Annotated in this window: 12 protein-coding genes; 9 read left to right on the top strand and 3 right to left on the bottom strand. The window is 63.9% G+C overall.

The genetic code is table 11. The annotated features are described in order from the left end of the window. Window positions 1-45: 45 nt before the first annotated feature. Both Q0982_RS22350 and Q0982_RS22345 read left to right on the top strand, forming a co-directional pair. On the top strand, window positions 46-831 hold the full coding sequence (locus Q0982_RS22350) for a LuxR C-terminal-related transcriptional regulator (RefSeq protein ID WP_299399942.1): 786 nt from the start codon (window positions 46-48) through the stop codon (window positions 829-831). A 158-nt stretch (window positions 832-989) separates the two neighbouring features. After that, window positions 990-1514, top strand: a complete 525-nt coding sequence (locus Q0982_RS22345) for a hypothetical protein (RefSeq protein ID WP_299399941.1) — start codon at window positions 990-992, stop codon at window positions 1512-1514. Between the two features lie 212 nt (window positions 1515-1726). On the opposite strand, the gene Q0982_RS22340 is transcribed toward Q0982_RS22345, so the two are convergent. From Q0982_RS22340 to Q0982_RS22330, 3 genes are all read right to left on the bottom strand, one after another. Continuing rightward, window positions 1727-2452 (bottom strand): response regulator transcription factor, encoded by a 726-nt coding sequence (locus tag Q0982_RS22340; protein WP_299399939.1) that lies wholly within the window; start codon window positions 2450-2452, stop codon window positions 1727-1729. A gap of 205 nt (window positions 2453-2657) precedes the next feature. Further along, on the bottom strand, window positions 2658-3650 hold the full coding sequence (locus Q0982_RS22335; RefSeq protein WP_299399936.1) for a nickel/cobalt transporter: 993 nt from the start codon (window positions 3648-3650) through the stop codon (window positions 2658-2660). 46 nt (window positions 3651-3696) lie between these two features. Further along, window positions 3697-4377, bottom strand: coding sequence for a DUF1007 family protein (locus tag Q0982_RS22330; RefSeq protein WP_299399935.1), 681 nt, complete (start codon window positions 4375-4377; stop codon window positions 3697-3699). 875 nt (window positions 4378-5252) lie between these two features. Here Q0982_RS22330 and Q0982_RS22325 point away from each other — a divergent pair. From Q0982_RS22325 to phnE (Q0982_RS22295), 7 genes are all read left to right on the top strand, one after another. Next, window positions 5253-5555 (top strand): DUF1127 domain-containing protein, encoded by a 303-nt coding sequence (locus Q0982_RS22325; RefSeq protein ID WP_299399933.1) that lies wholly within the window; start codon window positions 5253-5255, stop codon window positions 5553-5555. Between the two features lie 351 nt (window positions 5556-5906). Beyond that, on the top strand, window positions 5907-9500 hold the full coding sequence (locus tag Q0982_RS22320) for a PAS domain S-box protein (protein ID WP_299399931.1): 3594 nt from the start codon (window positions 5907-5909) through the stop codon (window positions 9498-9500). Between the two features lie 69 nt (window positions 9501-9569). Further along, window positions 9570-10292 carry a response regulator gene (locus Q0982_RS22315; protein WP_299399928.1) on the top strand — a complete coding sequence of 241 codons (723 nt, stop codon included), beginning with the start codon at window positions 9570-9572 and terminating at the stop codon, window positions 10290-10292. Between the two features lie 415 nt (window positions 10293-10707). After that, window positions 10708-11595: a phosphonate ABC transporter ATP-binding protein gene (gene phnC, locus Q0982_RS22310; protein ID WP_299399926.1), complete on the top strand. Its 888-nt coding sequence runs from the start codon at window positions 10708-10710 to the stop codon at window positions 11593-11595. A gap of 113 nt (window positions 11596-11708) precedes the next feature. Further along, window positions 11709-12638, top strand: a complete 930-nt coding sequence (gene phnD / locus Q0982_RS22305; RefSeq protein ID WP_299399924.1) for a phosphonate ABC transporter substrate-binding protein — start codon at window positions 11709-11711, stop codon at window positions 12636-12638. 122 nt (window positions 12639-12760) lie between these two features. Beyond that, window positions 12761-13654 (top strand): phosphonate ABC transporter, permease protein PhnE, encoded by an 894-nt coding sequence (gene phnE / locus Q0982_RS22300; RefSeq protein ID WP_299399922.1) that lies wholly within the window; start codon window positions 12761-12763, stop codon window positions 13652-13654. Window positions 13655-13663: 9 nt separating this feature from the next. After that, window positions 13664-14533, top strand: a complete 870-nt coding sequence (phnE, locus tag Q0982_RS22295) for a phosphonate ABC transporter, permease protein PhnE (RefSeq protein ID WP_299399920.1) — start codon at window positions 13664-13666, stop codon at window positions 14531-14533. Window positions 14534-14540 lie beyond the last annotated feature (7 nt).

Genomic DNA, 14540 nt, shown 5'->3' with positions numbered 1-14540 from the left:
GGCCGAATCATCCCCTCGGCCCGGCTTGCTGGAGGACCCGCGAAAATGTTCGATCGCAACTCGCAGACACCCGACTCTGAGAGAGAGCCCGACGATCGCCGCTGCGCGTTGTTGGCATCGGGAATCGATACCGCCCCTCTTTTGGACGCGCTCAAACGGGTGCCCAACACCCGTGTAGGAGACATCTGTATCTTTCCGGCCAACGGGCTGGGCGAGCCCGAGGCCGACTACCTCATCCTCGCCGCCGAGGACGGCACCAGGCTCACCCGCCTGGAGCAGCAGATCGAGCGTTGGTCGGGCGAGCGCACGCGGGTGTTGCTGGCGGTGCCGGAGTCGAAGTGCGCTTTTCTTGGCGACCTGGCGCAGCGCGCGGACGGCCTCATCCTGCTGGAGTCGGGGCTGGACTATCTTGAGGAGAGCCTCTGCCTGGCGCGCGAAGGCTATTCGGTCATGCCGAACCCCCGCCACGGTGGCAGCGGAAGCTACAACCACCTTGATATGCTCTGCCGCCTGAACGAAAGCGAGCAGGCGATTCTGGCCCTGCTGGCAACGGGGGAGAGCAACCGCGCCATCTCGGCCCGGCTCGGCGAAAGCGAGACACGCATCAAATCCCTGGTGCGCGCGATCCTGGTCAAGCTGGAGTGCCGCAACAGAACCGAAGCTGCGGTGCTGGCGGCCACTGTGCTGCTGCCGCTGCAGGAAAGCCTGCAGGCCGCCGAGGCGCAGATCGCAGAGGTCGAGTCAGGCTCTGCCGCCGATGGAGACAGCGTGGGCGAGAGCCCCGATACCACCAACGGCACGCCGTCAAAGGGTCCTAAGGCCTGGAACTGAAGCGATATGGGGGTATTACCTCTTCTGGCACATTGAACCGGAACGCCATTCCCCGAAAGTGATAGTAGAGACGCCGTTTCTCCGCGCTGCGCGGCCCTATGATCGGCCGCCGCGGAGAAACGCAGCGCAACTCTTCGCTCACCATGGGAGTTCGCAGAATGGCATTCCGTTTGCTGCCCTGCCTGTTCGTCGCAGGGCTTGTCCTCGCCGGCGCCGCGCCTGAAGCACAAGCGCAGTGGAACAACCGGCCCTTTTCCTTCAACAGCGGTGGCGGGGTCGGCATGAGCTTTGCCGGCCGCCAGGCAATCCTGCAGGAAGAGATCCTGGGAATCCGGCCCGACAACCTGCTGCGCGGTTCCAACGGCGCTCTCGTTGACGTCACGGAAGGGCCCGGGTCGACCGCCATCGTGCAAGGCCAGGCAAGCCCCTTCCTGCCCGGCTTCGCCCCGCGCGGCAGCAGCTTCCGGCGCAGCGCCGCCGATGGAGCGGGAATCTTCAACCCCTTCTTCGCGCCCAGGTCCGGCGGTTCCAGCACGCCGAGCTTCCTCAGCAGCCTCAAGACCTCGGCCACCATTGCGTCCTGGACCAATATGGTCTCCGCCGGCTCTGGCCGCGGCGCTGTCGTGATCTATCCCGGCAGCGGCAGTTCGATCGACGCCTGGACCGCACTGGTGGGCGGCTAGACATGTGAATCCGCTCTACACTGAAGACTTAGAGCAGATTCACCGGGTTTGATGGATCGCTTCCGCGATTCCATCAAACCCGGATCTGCTCTAGGCGAAGGCCTGCCGCAGGAACCCGCTGCAAATGCAGCGAGGCCTGGCTGCGGCTGCAGCCAGGCCTCGCAAACGGGGGGAGAGCGGTTGGGATTGGGCTCCGTTTGGGGCCCTTTGCCCTACCCGGTCAGCTGTGAGAGGGCCGGCGCCCCGCTGGGGGCTGGAAACATAGGCTCGGCCCCACCTCCGAAAGGCAGCCCCGGTGCCAAACCGTGGTTCAGCGCCCAGATCGCAGCTTGGGTTCGGTTGCCTGCCTTGATCTTCCTGAGCAGGCTTTTCATGTGCACCTTGACGGTCGCCTCGGTGATGTCCAGGCGGTTGGCAATGACCTTGTTGGCATCGCCGTAAACCAGACAGCGCAGAATCTCCTGCTCGCGATCCGACAGGCCATATTCCTCGATGCGCTTGCAGCTGGCCGGTGCCACGCCGACGGCGCCGTTGATCAGGGCGGCCGCAAGATCGGTAGGCATGACCTTCTGGCCCATCATCGCCAGCTTCAGCGAATGGATCAGGGCCTCCAGCGAGATATCCTTCAGCAGAAAGGCGTCGGCGCCGGCGTTCAGGCAGGCTGCCAAAGTCCGCGGATCGCGCTCGTCGGTCAGCACGACGACCGGCACATCGGGCATGTCGTCCTGAAGCTGACGCAGATCCTCGACCAGGAGCGCGACTTCGCCGCGCAGTTCGATCAGGATGAGATCCGGATCAGAGCCGTCGACGACATCCTCGATGTCGGCAACGCCCGAAACCTCACCGCAGACTTCGAAAGAGCTGCCCTTCAGCAGGCTCTTAAGACCTTCTAGGAACAGGCGGTTACGCCCCACCAACAGCGTGCTTGTCTCAGACATAACGGTTGCTCTCCCTTCCCTTTTGTCTACCAACCCCTTGGCTTGACAAAGGTCTCCCGGGTCCATCGGTCTGCCCCCTCGGCAGCGAGGACCAACGTCTCTTGAACAAAACCTTAAGAGTCGGCGGCGGAAGGGTCTGTGAGGATTACCACAGAAGGAGGAATTCGCAGTTTATGCTGCCAGAACAATCACTTGATCAAAGCGACTAGGGTGACAGCGGCGGCGCGGGGCCCAGCGAAGTGGCAAACAGGCCAAGCCCCAGCAGGATGAGCATAACCGCACCGCCCAGGCCCAGCAGGTGATAGGTCGCATCGACCCAGCGGCTCTTGTCCCCCAGCGCCGCAAAGGCGAGTCGCTTGGAGTAGAGGGTTGCCAGGGCCAGCAGGGAAACCGATGCCGCGGTGCCCAGGGACATCGCCGCTGTCGCCGCCACGCCGGCGACGAAGACGCCATGGAACAAGGCGAAGAGCAGAACCAGCACAGCCCCGCTGCAGGGCCGGATGCCGACAGCGGCGATGATGCCACCGGCTTTGGAAAGCAGGCCCTTGCCCGACAGCAGCGACGGGTCGGGGTGGTGATTGTGACCGCAGCAGCCCGCCTCATGCCCTGCCGCGGTACCCTTGGCCGATCTGCGCTGGCGCAGGACCGACCACAGGAGCCAGAAGCCCACAGCGGCAACCAGCGCATAGCTGGCGGACTCCAGCATCCCCACGGCGGCCGTCACCCGCAGACCGCTCATGTCGAGGAGCACGGCAAGAAGGGCGACCAGCGCGATGGCGGTCAGGCCTTGGACGAAGGAGGCCAGAAAAGCCAGGGCAATCCCGCGGCGTACGGCACGCTCGTTCGCCAAGAGATAGGTGGAAATCACCGCCTTTCCGTGACCGGGGCCGACAGCATGGAAGACACCGTAGAGAAAGCTGAGGGTAAGGAGAAAAAGCAAGGCCTGCTGACTGCCTTCGCCTTTCAGCCCCCGGACCGCTGAAGCCAGGCGGCGGTGCAGCTCGCCCTGTTTTTGATGCAGATACTGAAGCGCCGTCTGCCAAGGCCCTCCCCCAGTCTCTTGGGCGGCGGTCTGCGGCGCCGGCACCAGGGCGCTCTGGGCGTCGGCCGCAGAGGAAAGCGCCACCAACAGGGCCAGGGCCAGCGCGATCGCCAGCATCCAGCGGCCGGCCGCTGCGCAGGGGCCGGACGCGATCATGGGTCCTGAAAGAGTCGTCGGCAGAATGATCATCGGTCCTGAAACGTTACTGGGTGGCCACCGCAGGCGGGCAGTCCAGGGTCACCTGCGTCGCGAACTGCGCCGCGATACTGAGCCCTGCGGGATCAAAGATGTCGGTTTCGGCAATGTTGAGACTTTCCGTCTCGCCACCCCGTTCCATCCGAAGATCGCATTCCGCCGGCGCCGACCCGGCGACAGTCACACCACGGTCGTCCGCCGCGTCGATGGAGATGTAGAAACTGGGGTCGTAGCTGGTGAAGTCTACGCTCTCTATGCGCGGATCCACCGGCTGAGCAAGCGGCAGGACAAAGCGCAGGCTGAGGAGACCATCCTCAAAGGTCGATCCGAAGTCCACGACCTTGCCATATTCGGCGTCCCGGCCACCGACACTCACATAGACAAAGTAGCGATAGTCCCTCAACGACGTCACGTTCACCTCCGCCAGCGGCTGCAGTTCCTGTTCGTCGAAGCGACCGTCGCCGTTGGCATCCAGGCCCTCGACTGCGAAGACGCTGTAGAACTCGTCAAAGCGCCACTCGACCTCGAGCCCCCGAACACGCTGATCCGCATCAAAGAGGATTTTCGTCTTGGATTCGATCCAGACATGGGGATGCGCCCACGCCGGCTCGGCAGTCGGGAGCAGAGCCGTGCCCAGTGCGGCGGCGGCGCAAAGAAGTGCGGTCAGTCGTGCGTCGACTCGCGGCACCTGTGTCTCCCTCGAAACGGCGGAATCCCTTGTTTTCCGCAGACCGTCGGCCTGCAGATCAGAGATATGAAAGCACGATGCACCCTACAACTGGTTAACGGGCGCTGCGAGGGTTTTGGCGGCTCGGCCCGGGAAAGGTCACTGCAGTTGCCTCGAAGGTTGCGGCGCCGGCGCGCTGGCGGCGGTTCGTCGCGGGTCCGGATTCCCCCGGCCCCCGCGAAGCGGAAAGAAGGACACGGCGACGCCTGAAACATGACGCCTGCATGACGTTACCCATGTTCTTCAATACCCATGTTCTTCAATACCCATGTTCTTCAATACCCATGTTCTTCAATGGAACCTAGCGGTCCCCCGACGCCGCATGCAAATGACCTATATGAGGCGATTTTTATCTGTCTTTCTCTTGCCATGGTTGCCGAAACGCAAGAGTCCGGTCCGCGCAGGCGCGGCACGCGCGGCCACTGCAGGTCTGGCAAGGCGCCGCGATGTTTCAATTGTTTCTGCATCAGCCCCCCGCCCGCTACAGCCGAAGCGCTGCCCGAGCCGCCCCGACACTCCAAGCGCGCGGGGTTAAGCTCTTGATAATAAAAAGAAGATAAATCGACCTCTGGCTGTATTGGGCTGCCGCTGAAGCACCGGCGGTCGAACTGTTTCGAGATGCAGGTGCGAGCGAACATCCGCTGCACCTGCGAACAATTGATACCAAATCGCCCGCGCCGCGAAATCGCCGGGAAACAGGGGGCCCCTATATCTGCCATCCATGCGGATCGGCCATGTCGCACGCACCAAGGACGTGTATCGGCAGCGGCCCGTCCGATGGGCGAACCAAATGAACAAGTAAAACCGATTCAATCCTTAGGAGCTTGGTAGAGAAAATGAGCAATTCAGACTTGTTCGGCTCGCCGATGATTCTGCCCGGTGTTCGACCGGCCAGCCCTTTCGGCGCAGCCCCGCGGCCTTCTTTTCGAGAAAAGCTGGTCCGCAGTGTGAAGGAAGTCATGGAGCAGTTTTTCGGACCGCTCATGAGCCGTACGCGGGTGCGCAGGACGGTTTTGGAACTGTCGCAGCTGGATGATCACATGCTGCGCGACATTGGCCTGAACCGCGCGTCGATCATCAGTGCGGCGCATGAAGTCGAACGGAAGCTCCATGGTCGAGATCACGACTATGGCATGTAACCGCTAGGTCATCGGATCGGTGTGTTGGGAGACACACCGGTCCGGTCGACGTTGAGTTGGGCAACGTCGACGAAGATGGCGGTTCATTCTGGTCATGAATACGGGTCACAAGTACACAGATCACAGGTACTGGGGTGGGAACAGTAGATGGCGGGACCATCACAAGAACCAGCGGTCGGAAACCCTCCGCGCAAAGGCAAGGCCGCGGCGACAACAACCGCCTCCATCACTTCTTTTCTCTGGTGTGCCCCTCGGCTACTCTCGCTGCCTGCCTGCGGCCTGGAGAACAGGGAAACGGTTCGTTCTGCTGCGGCTTCCGGGCAGCAGACGTCCGTGACAGGAGGGCTCGCCATGGCGCGGGCAAAACCCGCCAGCTCCCGCTCTCATGCCCTGCCCCCCGAGGCGGAAGGCCAGCTGCTGGAGATGATGGCCAGCCGGCTGTCGGTGGTTCTGTACCGCGGCCGCCTTGAAGCCGGTGACCTCTCCTTCGACTACGTCAGCCCCGGCAGCGAAGAACTGGTCGGCAAGACCCCGGCTGAGCTTTCTGCGGCGCCAAACCCACTGCTCCCCCTTCTGCACCCCGAGGATCGGCAGCGCTACACGGCAGCGCTCGAGGCTGTCCTGGAAGCGGGTGAAGCCACGATAGACTACCGGATCGCCCTGCCGTCCGAGCACGCCCAGGGGCCGGAGACTGCGGCGGAAGAGGACGGCTACGTCTGGCGCCGCGACGAACTCTGCCTTGCGCCCAGCACCGATCATCCTTCGACCGGCGACCCGATCGTCAACGGGTGCATTCGCGACATCGCCGCCGGAGCGGCGAACACCAGCGGCCCCGGCGTCCTGCAGGCGCAACGCAAAGCCATGATCGATCAGGCGCCGCACCCCATCGTGGTCTGCAATGCGGACGGCACCGTCGGCGACCTCAACACAGCGGCGCGCGAGCAGTTCTTCGCTGTTTGGCCCGAGGACATGGCTCGCCCGCGCGCTAACGGACTCTTCGACGCGGCCTGCAGACTGCAGTTCGACGAAGCGATGGCCGATCTGGTGGCCCGCAAGGGCGAGCAGGCCAGGGCCGAACCACTGATCCTGACAGCACGTCAAAGCGATGGCCGCGCAGTGCCTGTCGAGGTGATGCTGTCAGCGGTGAACCTGGGCCAAAACCGCACGGTTATCGTCGAGCTGCGCGACATCAGCGAACAGGTTTCTGCCGAAGCGGCCCTGAACCGCCTCTGGGCGCTGATGCAAGAAGCGGTCGAGGCCATTCCCAACGGCTTTGCCATCTACGATGCCGATGGCAACCTGGAGCTCTGCAACACCTCCTATGCATCGATCTATGGCGAGACGCCGGAGTCGATGCTCGGTTCCTCGTCTTACGAAAACTATCAGCGCGCACTGCCGCTGCTGACCGACTACAGCGGCGACTCGCCGGAGAACGTGCCGGTCACGCCCGAGAACTGGCAGATCAACGTCCACAAGTCAGAATACGAGCCGGTCGAGTTTCGGCTTAGGAGCGGTGAGTGGAAACAGACCACCACACACCCACTGCGCGGCGGCGGCAGGGTCTACGTGCGCACCGACATCACCAAACTGAAGGAAGCGGAAATCTCCCTGCGCGAGAGCGAGCGGAAGTTCCGCAGCCTCGTGGAGAACAATCCCTTCCCGCTTTGGCTGACCGACGTCGAAACCGGGATCGTTCTCTACCACAGCCCCCAGGCCGCGGCGATCCTGGGCTATGAATGGCCCATCACCGAGCACTACGAATCCCGCCTCTCCTACGCGGACCCGGAAGACCGCGTCCACTGCACCAACGAGTTGCTGGAGAAGGGACGTCTGGACGGCCGGGAAACGCTGCTGCGCAGGGCCGACGGCAGCGCCTTCTGGGGAGCGGTGTTCTCCCGGCTCGGCGAGTATGACGGCCGGACCATCGCAATCGGCGGCGTCATCGACCTGACCGAACAGCGCGAGAAGGAGACCCAGTTGCGGCAGATGCAGGACACCCTGCAGGACGCCGTCGAGTCCCTGCCGCTGGGCTTTGCGCTCTACGATGCGGAGGACCGCCTCGTCACCTGCAATCAGCGCTACCGCGACTTCAACAAGATGAGCGTCGACGTGCTGAAGCCCGGCGTGCCCTGGATCGACTTCATCCGCACCGGTGCCGAGCGCGGCCAGTACGTGGGCGCGGAAGGCCGGGTCGAAGAGTGGCTGGAGGAGCGCAAGCGCCTGCGGCTCCAGTTCGGTACCGACATGGAGTTCCAGCAGGCCGACGGCCGCTGGTTCCAGTTCGCCAACCAGCCCACCCGACAGGGCGGCATCGTCGTCACCCGCATGGACATCACCAACCGCAAGGAGATGGAGCGGGCGCTGCGGGAAAGCGAAACCCTGGTGCGCAGCATTCTGGAGGCCTCGCCGGTCCCCGTTGCAATGACCCGCGTCAGCGACGGTCTGATCATCTACGAAAGCCCCTCCTCGCGGAAGCTCTTCGGCCAGATGCAGCAGTCCGGCGAGCCGTCCTATGTGCGCGACCTCTATGTCGATCCGCGCGACCGCCAGCGCTATCTCAACCTGCTGCGCGAACGCGGCACTCTGGAAGGCTTCGAGGTGGAGTTCCGCAAGGCCGACGGATCCCATATCTGGGTGTCGCTGACAGCGAGCCTGATCGAGTACCAGGGCGAAGAGATGGTGGTGGCAAGCGCCTACGACCTGACCGAACGGCGTGCGGTCGAGGCGGAGATGGCCCGCCACCGCGAAGCCCTTTACCAGAGCGAAAAGCTGAGCGCCCTCGGCTCGCTCCTGGCCGGGGTGGCGCACGAACTGAACAACCCGCTCTCCGTGGTCGTCGGCCACGCGCAGCTGCTGAAGGAAACCGCAGCCGATGCCCGCACCGTCGAACGGGCGACGAAGATCGGCAACGCCGCCGACCGCTGCTCGCGCATCGTCAAGTCCTTCCTGGCGATGGCGCGGCAGCGGCCGCCGGAGCGCCGCGCCGTCGATCTCGCCGACATCGTGCAGGCGACCCTGGATGTGACCGGCTATTCGCTGCGCACGGCGAACATCGAGGTTTCCCTGCGCATCGACCCGGCGGTTCCGCCCATCTGGGCCGATCCGGACCAGCTCAACCAGGTGGTGACCAACCTCGTGGTCAATGCCCAGCAGGCGATGATGGAAAGCCAGGGCGCGCGCAAGCTGAGCATCGCAGCGCGCTACGACGATCACCGCCAGGAGATCGTCCTGGAACTCGCCGATACCGGGCCGGGCATTCCAGAGGAAATTCGTGGCCGCATCTTCGACCCCTTCTTCACGACCAAGGACATCGGTGAAGGCACCGGCATCGGCCTCGCGGTGAGCCACCGCATCGTCGAAGCCCACCACGGCCAGATCCGTGTCGACAGCCAGGTCGGCGAGGGTGCGATCTTCACCGTCACCCTGCCTGCCACCAGGGAACAGGCGGAAGAGCGGCCCAGGGCCACCCGCACCGGGCGGCACCAGCCTGGCGCCACGGCCCGCATCCTGATCATCGACGACGAGCCGGAAGTCGCCCAGATGCTGGGCGATATCATGCTTGCCGAGGGACACGAGGTGGAGACGGCGGACTCCGGAGAGAAGGCGCTTCAACTGCTCAGCAGCAGCAGCTTCGATGTGATCCTCAGCGACGTGCGCATGCCGCACCTCGACGGCCCCAGTCTCTACGCCGCATTGGAACGCCGTGATCCGGCACTGCTGCAGCGCACGGCCTTTGTCTCCGGCGACACGCTGAGCCCCTCGGCCCGCGTGTTCCTGCAGCGCGTGCACCGCCCCTTCCTCGAAAAGCCCTTCACGCTGGAAGAGGTGCGCGCGCTTGTCGACCAGATTCTCGGGCGCGAGAATGACCCGGAGAACAACGCGGAAGACGACACCACGGTCTCGGAGGAGGCCGGCAACCAGGCCGCAGCACCGGAGCGACAGTGAACCGTGAACGGCATTGAGAACAAGGCGCCGCTGGGTGCCATTGAGAGAGCGGGTAAGGGAGCCTTTGAGATGCAGGGCCGCAAACACATAGTGGTCGTCGACGACGAGCCGGGAATCCGGGAGACCATCGAGGAGTACCTGGAGCTGCACGATTTCCAGGTCACGGCCGTTGGCGGCGGCGAGGAACTGCGTGAGGTTATCGACGGTCAGGACGTGGATCTGGTCCTGCTCGATATCCGGATGCCCGGCGAAGACGGCCTTTCCCTGGCCCGCTACCTGCGCGAAAGCACAAAGGTCGGAATCATCATGCTGACCGCAGCCGGCGAAGTGGTCGACCGGATTGTCGGGCTGGAAATGGGCGCCGACGACTATCTCGCAAAACCGGTCGATCTGCGTGAGTTGCTGGCGCGCATCAAGGCCGTGCTGCGCCGCGCCGGGCACGACGGCGACCCCGTCGCGGAAGACAGCAGCGGTCCGACCAGGGTGGTGCGCTTCGGCGAATTCACCCTCAACCTGGACTCTCACAAGCTTTTTGAAGCCTCCGGCGCCGAAGTGCCGCTGACCAGCATGGAATTCGACCTGTTGAAGGCCTTTGCCGACCATCCCAACCGCGTGCTGACTCGCGATCAGCTACTGAACCTGGCGCACAACCGCGACTGGGAGCCTTTCGACCGCTCGATCGACATCCGCATTGCCCGCATCCGCCGCAAGATCGAGAGCGATCCGGCCAAGCCACAGGTCATCAAGACCGTGCGCGGAGCCGGATACATCTTCTCGACAGCCAAGGCATAGGCACGCCAGACCCTCCTTTCCATCTTCCGGTTGCTCGCCACGGCCAAACGTCGCCGGCACCGGGCCAATGACACCGGGCCACTGGCACAGGCCACTGGCACAGGCCACTGGCACAGGCCACTGGCACAGGAATGACCCAGAAGCGTGACCGGGGCGTCACATAGGTGTCATCGCCAGCTTGGTAAGCTTAGGCCGCTAACGAAACTGAATAGACTTTGCGCGATAGGGTGCTGGCCGGAGAAAACCGCAGCGCCCGGCAAAGGCAAGGTGTCGAAGCGGCTTAAACGCAAAATGAAAAGGCCGCGAACGGGGGGCTTGTCCTCACGCAGATTGTCGAGGATCCGATTGGTCTAGACAACCGGATCTCTTGGAGAAACTGTCGACCAGAGGCTGGTTGCGGAAGCGAGGGGCGGGGATGCTGGAAATCACTGGTCTTTCAAAGAGCTTTGGCCAGATCACGGCCGTCAAAGGGGTAAACCTCGAGATACCGGAGGGCCAGATGGTGGGGATCATCGGCCGCTCCGGTGCGGGCAAGTCCACATTGCTGCGCCTGCTGAACAGGTTGCTGGAGCCCAGCAAAGGGACCATCCGTTGCGGCGGAAGCGAGATCACGGCGCTGAGAGGGCGGGAGCTGCTGGCCTGGCGCGCCGACTGCGCGATGATCTTTCAGCAGTTCAACCTCGTCAATCGCCTGGACGTCCTGACCAACGTGCTGATCGGGCGGATCAACAGGCACGGAACGCTGTCGTCCATGATGAAGCGCTTCTCCGCCGCAGAACGCGCCCTGGCGATCGCGGCGCTGGACCGGCTCGACCTTGCCGACCAGGCCCTGCAGCGCGCGGACACGCTTTCCGGCGGCCAGCAGCAGCGCGTGGCCATCGCCCGCGCCATGCTGCAGGACCCTAAGTTGATCCTGGCCGACGAGCCGATTGCCTCCCTCGATCCGCGCAACGCGACGCGGGTGATGGAAGCCCTGAAGACCATCAATCACGAGGACGGCATTACCGTCATCTGCAACCTCCATACGCTGGATACGGCGCGCAGCTACTGCGACCGCATCGTCGGCATGGCCGGCGGCGCAGTCGTTTTCGACGGACGTCCCGAGGCTCTCACCCAGGCTGCGGTGCGCGAGGTTTATGGCGCTGCCGGCGAGCACGAAGCGATCTCCGAGGCCGTGACCTCGACCGCCTTGCCGGGCCAGGACGAAGACCAAGACCAGGATCACAACCAGATGAACGGCATCGCTGCACAGACTTCCGGGCACAGCGACAAGGGCGGCGACCGCGTCGCCCTCTCGGCCTGATGGCCGGCGACCGCTTCGCCGCAACGCCGTTCTCCGGCACCCAGGCTTTCCCTGCGGAAACCCGCCAGGGCCCCGACTGGCATCCGACCCAAATCGCAAAGGAGACTCCAACCATGCTTCGCAGAGCCTTTTTAGGCGGCACGGCCCTCGCCGCCGCTCTCATCGCCGGCGTTACCCTGCAGACCGCTGAGGCTGCCGACTGGAAATCCGACTTCAAGGAACTGCGCTTCGGCATCCTCTCGGGCGAGAACGAAAAGGACCGCATCCAGCGCTACGCGAAGTTCAAGGAGTACCTGGAGAAGGAAACCGGCCTGCCGGTGAAGATCTACACCGCTTCGTCCTATGACGGCGTGATCCAGGCCATCGCCGCCGACCAGATCGAATTCGCTTTCTTCGGTTCCTCTTCCTACGCCGCGGCCTACACAGAAACCGAAGGCGGCGTCGAACCGCTGGTCTCGCGCAAGCAGGCCGACGGCAGCACGGGCTACTACTCCATCGTCGCCGTGCGCTGCGACAGCGGTTACGAGAAGATCGAGGACCTGCAGGGCAAGACCCTGGCCTTCGCCGACCCCGACTCCACATCGGGCTATGCCGTGCCCTACTACAACCTTCTGAAGCAGGGCTACGATCCGGAGACTTACTTCGCCGCGACGCCTTTCTCCGGCGCCCATGAGACCGGCGTTCTTGGCGTCAGCAACGGCCAGTTCGACGCCGCGGCCACCTATATGACCAACGAAGAGTCCGGCATTATCCAACGCATGGTGAACAAGGGCATGCTCCAGGAAGGGGTCGTCTGTCCGATCTGGAAGTCGCCTGAGATCACTTCGGGCCCCTTCACCGCGCGCAAGAATCTGCCGGGCGCGATGAAGGAAGACGTGGCGACGATGCTCATGGAGATTCCGCAGAAGGACCCGGAAGCCTTCGCCGCCATGACCGCCAATCCCAAACAGGTCGGCTGGATCCGCGTCAACCACGAGCGCTACGACTGGATCGTCGAGATGCGCGAGGAGATCCGCAAGATCCGCCGCAACCGCGGCAGCTGAATCACGTGCCTCTCTGACCGCCGGTGCGGGGGGCGGCGCCCCCAAGCACTCTCCCCCGCTCCGGTGGTCACTCTTTTCGATCTTCCGGCAGCCGGCAAGGCTGCGCTTCGCGACAGGCCGACGTGACCGACCTCACGCTCTCCCCCTCTGCAGCATCCAACGACGCGGTCGCGCGCTTCCACGAAGCCTACGCCGCGGCACGGCGCCGCAAGCGGCTGATGGACGCGCTCTTCGCGCTGGCCTTCATCGTCTGCTTTTGCATCGCCGCCGTGATCGGCGACCTGGACCCGGTGAAGATCTGGAACGGCCTGCCGCGGCTCCATGAATTCATCGTCAAGATCCTGCCGGTCCTGCGCTGGGAGAGCTTCGGCGCCGACCTTGCCGAGTGGTTTTTGCCGGTGAAGCTGTGGCTGAAGCTGCTGGTCGAGACCATTCTGATCGCCTTCCTGGCGACAGTCTTCGGCATCATCGGCGCCTTTGTGCTGAGCTTCCCCGCCTCACGCAACCTGATGCCCAACCGCGTCATCCTCTTTACCTGCCGGCGCCTGCTGGAAATCGCGCGCACGGTGCCGGAACTGGTCTACGCGCTGATCTTTGTCTTCTGCTTCGGCATCGGCCCCATGGCCGGTGTCCTGGCCATCGCCGTCCACACCATGGGCGCCCTCGGCAAGCTCTATTCGGAAGTCAACGAGAACATCGACATGAAGGCGCCGGAGGGTCTGCGGGCTGCCGGGGCCAACTGGGTGCAGATGATCCGCTATGCGGTCGTGCCCCAGGTGCTGCCCAACCACGTCAGCTACACCTTGCTGCGCTTCGAAATCAACGTGCGCTCGTCCTCGATCATCGGCTTCGTCGGTGCCGGCGGCCTGGGCCAGGAAATCCGCACCGCGATCTCGTTCCAGTACTACACCGACATCTCCGCGCTCTTCCTCATCATCCTGGTGACCGTCGCCAGCATCGACCTGATCTGCGAGCGCGTCCGCCACCGCTTTATCGGCCGCGAAGGCCTGGCTTAGAGGACCGAGATGCGAAACCCGAGCCACGTGACACCGCAGGAGATCGCCGCCGCCAAGGCCCGTCTGACGCTCGCCTTCACCGAGACGCCGCGTCAGAAGCTGATCAAGCTGGTCGGCTGGAGTATCTTCTCGGCGCTGACGATCTACACCCTGATCGCCTTCAACTTCTCGCCGGAGCGCATCTGGCACGGGCTCGGCAAGCTGGGCTTCGTCTTGAGCTTTATGCTGCCGCCCTATGTCTGGCCAAGCTGGGAACTGTTCATGGAGCCGGTCATCGCCATCGGCGAGACCCTGGCCATGGCCTTTCTCGGCACCCTGGGGGCCACCCTGATTGCCCTGCCGCTCGGCTTTCTCGGCGCCAAAAACATCCTGAAGGTGGAGTGGCTGCGCTTCGGCGTGCGCCGCGGCTTCGACACCCTGCGCGCCTTCGAGCAACTGGTGCTGGCGCTGATCTTCATCCGCGCCTTCGGCCTCGGTCCCCTCGCCGGTATCTTCGCCATCATGGTCTCCGACATCGGCTCGCTTTCCAAGCTCTTCGCTGAGGCTATCGAAAACGTCGAGAAGAAGCAGATCGAGGGGGTCCAGGCGACCGGCGCCGGCCCCCTGCAGACCCTGCGCCTGGCGGTGCTGCCCCAGGTGCTGCCGGTCATGCTGTCCAACGTGCTCTACTACCTGGAATCCAACACCCGCAGCGCCACCATCCTGGGTATCGTCGGCGCCGGCGGGGTCGGCTTCCTGCTCTACGACCGCATCAGCGCCAACAACTGGGACGAGGTGATGTCCATCGTCATTCTCATCCTGATCACAGTCTATGCCATCGACAGCCTCTCCGGCTGGCTGCGCGGCAAAATCATCGGCAAGAACGACTACAGACCCTGAAAGTAAA

This window comes from Pelagibius sp., assembly GCF_028281305.1.
Lineage (GTDB): Bacteria > Pseudomonadota > Alphaproteobacteria > Kiloniellales > Kiloniellaceae > Pelagibius.
Note: the sequence above shows the minus strand (reverse complement) of the source record. Positions and strands in the feature narration are given on the sequence as shown.

Bases quoted from the DNA above. Each gene is read 5' to 3' on its own strand.
- Q0982_RS22350 (WP_299399942.1), top strand. From the start codon at position 46: ATGTTCGATCGCAACTCGCAGACACCCGACTCTGAGAGAGAGCCCGAC.
- Q0982_RS22345 (WP_299399941.1), top strand. From the start codon at position 990: ATGGCATTCCGTTTGCTGCCCTGCCTGTTCGTCGCAGGGCTTGTCCTC.
- Q0982_RS22340 (WP_299399939.1), bottom strand. From the start codon at position 2,452: ATGTCTGAGACAAGCACGCTGTTGGTGGGGCGTAACCGCCTGTTCCTA.
- Q0982_RS22335 (WP_299399936.1), bottom strand. From the start codon at position 3,650: ATGATCGCGTCCGGCCCCTGCGCAGCGGCCGGCCGCTGGATGCTGGCG.
- Q0982_RS22325 (WP_299399933.1), top strand. From the start codon at position 5,253: ATGAGCAATTCAGACTTGTTCGGCTCGCCGATGATTCTGCCCGGTGTT.
- Q0982_RS22320 (WP_299399931.1), top strand. From the start codon at position 5,907: ATGGCGCGGGCAAAACCCGCCAGCTCCCGCTCTCATGCCCTGCCCCCC.
- Q0982_RS22315 (WP_299399928.1), top strand. From the start codon at position 9,570: ATGCAGGGCCGCAAACACATAGTGGTCGTCGACGACGAGCCGGGAATC.
- phnC (WP_299399926.1), top strand. From the start codon at position 10,708: ATGCTGGAAATCACTGGTCTTTCAAAGAGCTTTGGCCAGATCACGGCC.
- phnD (WP_299399924.1), top strand. From the start codon at position 11,709: ATGCTTCGCAGAGCCTTTTTAGGCGGCACGGCCCTCGCCGCCGCTCTC.
- phnE (WP_299399920.1), top strand. From the start codon at position 13,664: ATGCGAAACCCGAGCCACGTGACACCGCAGGAGATCGCCGCCGCCAAG.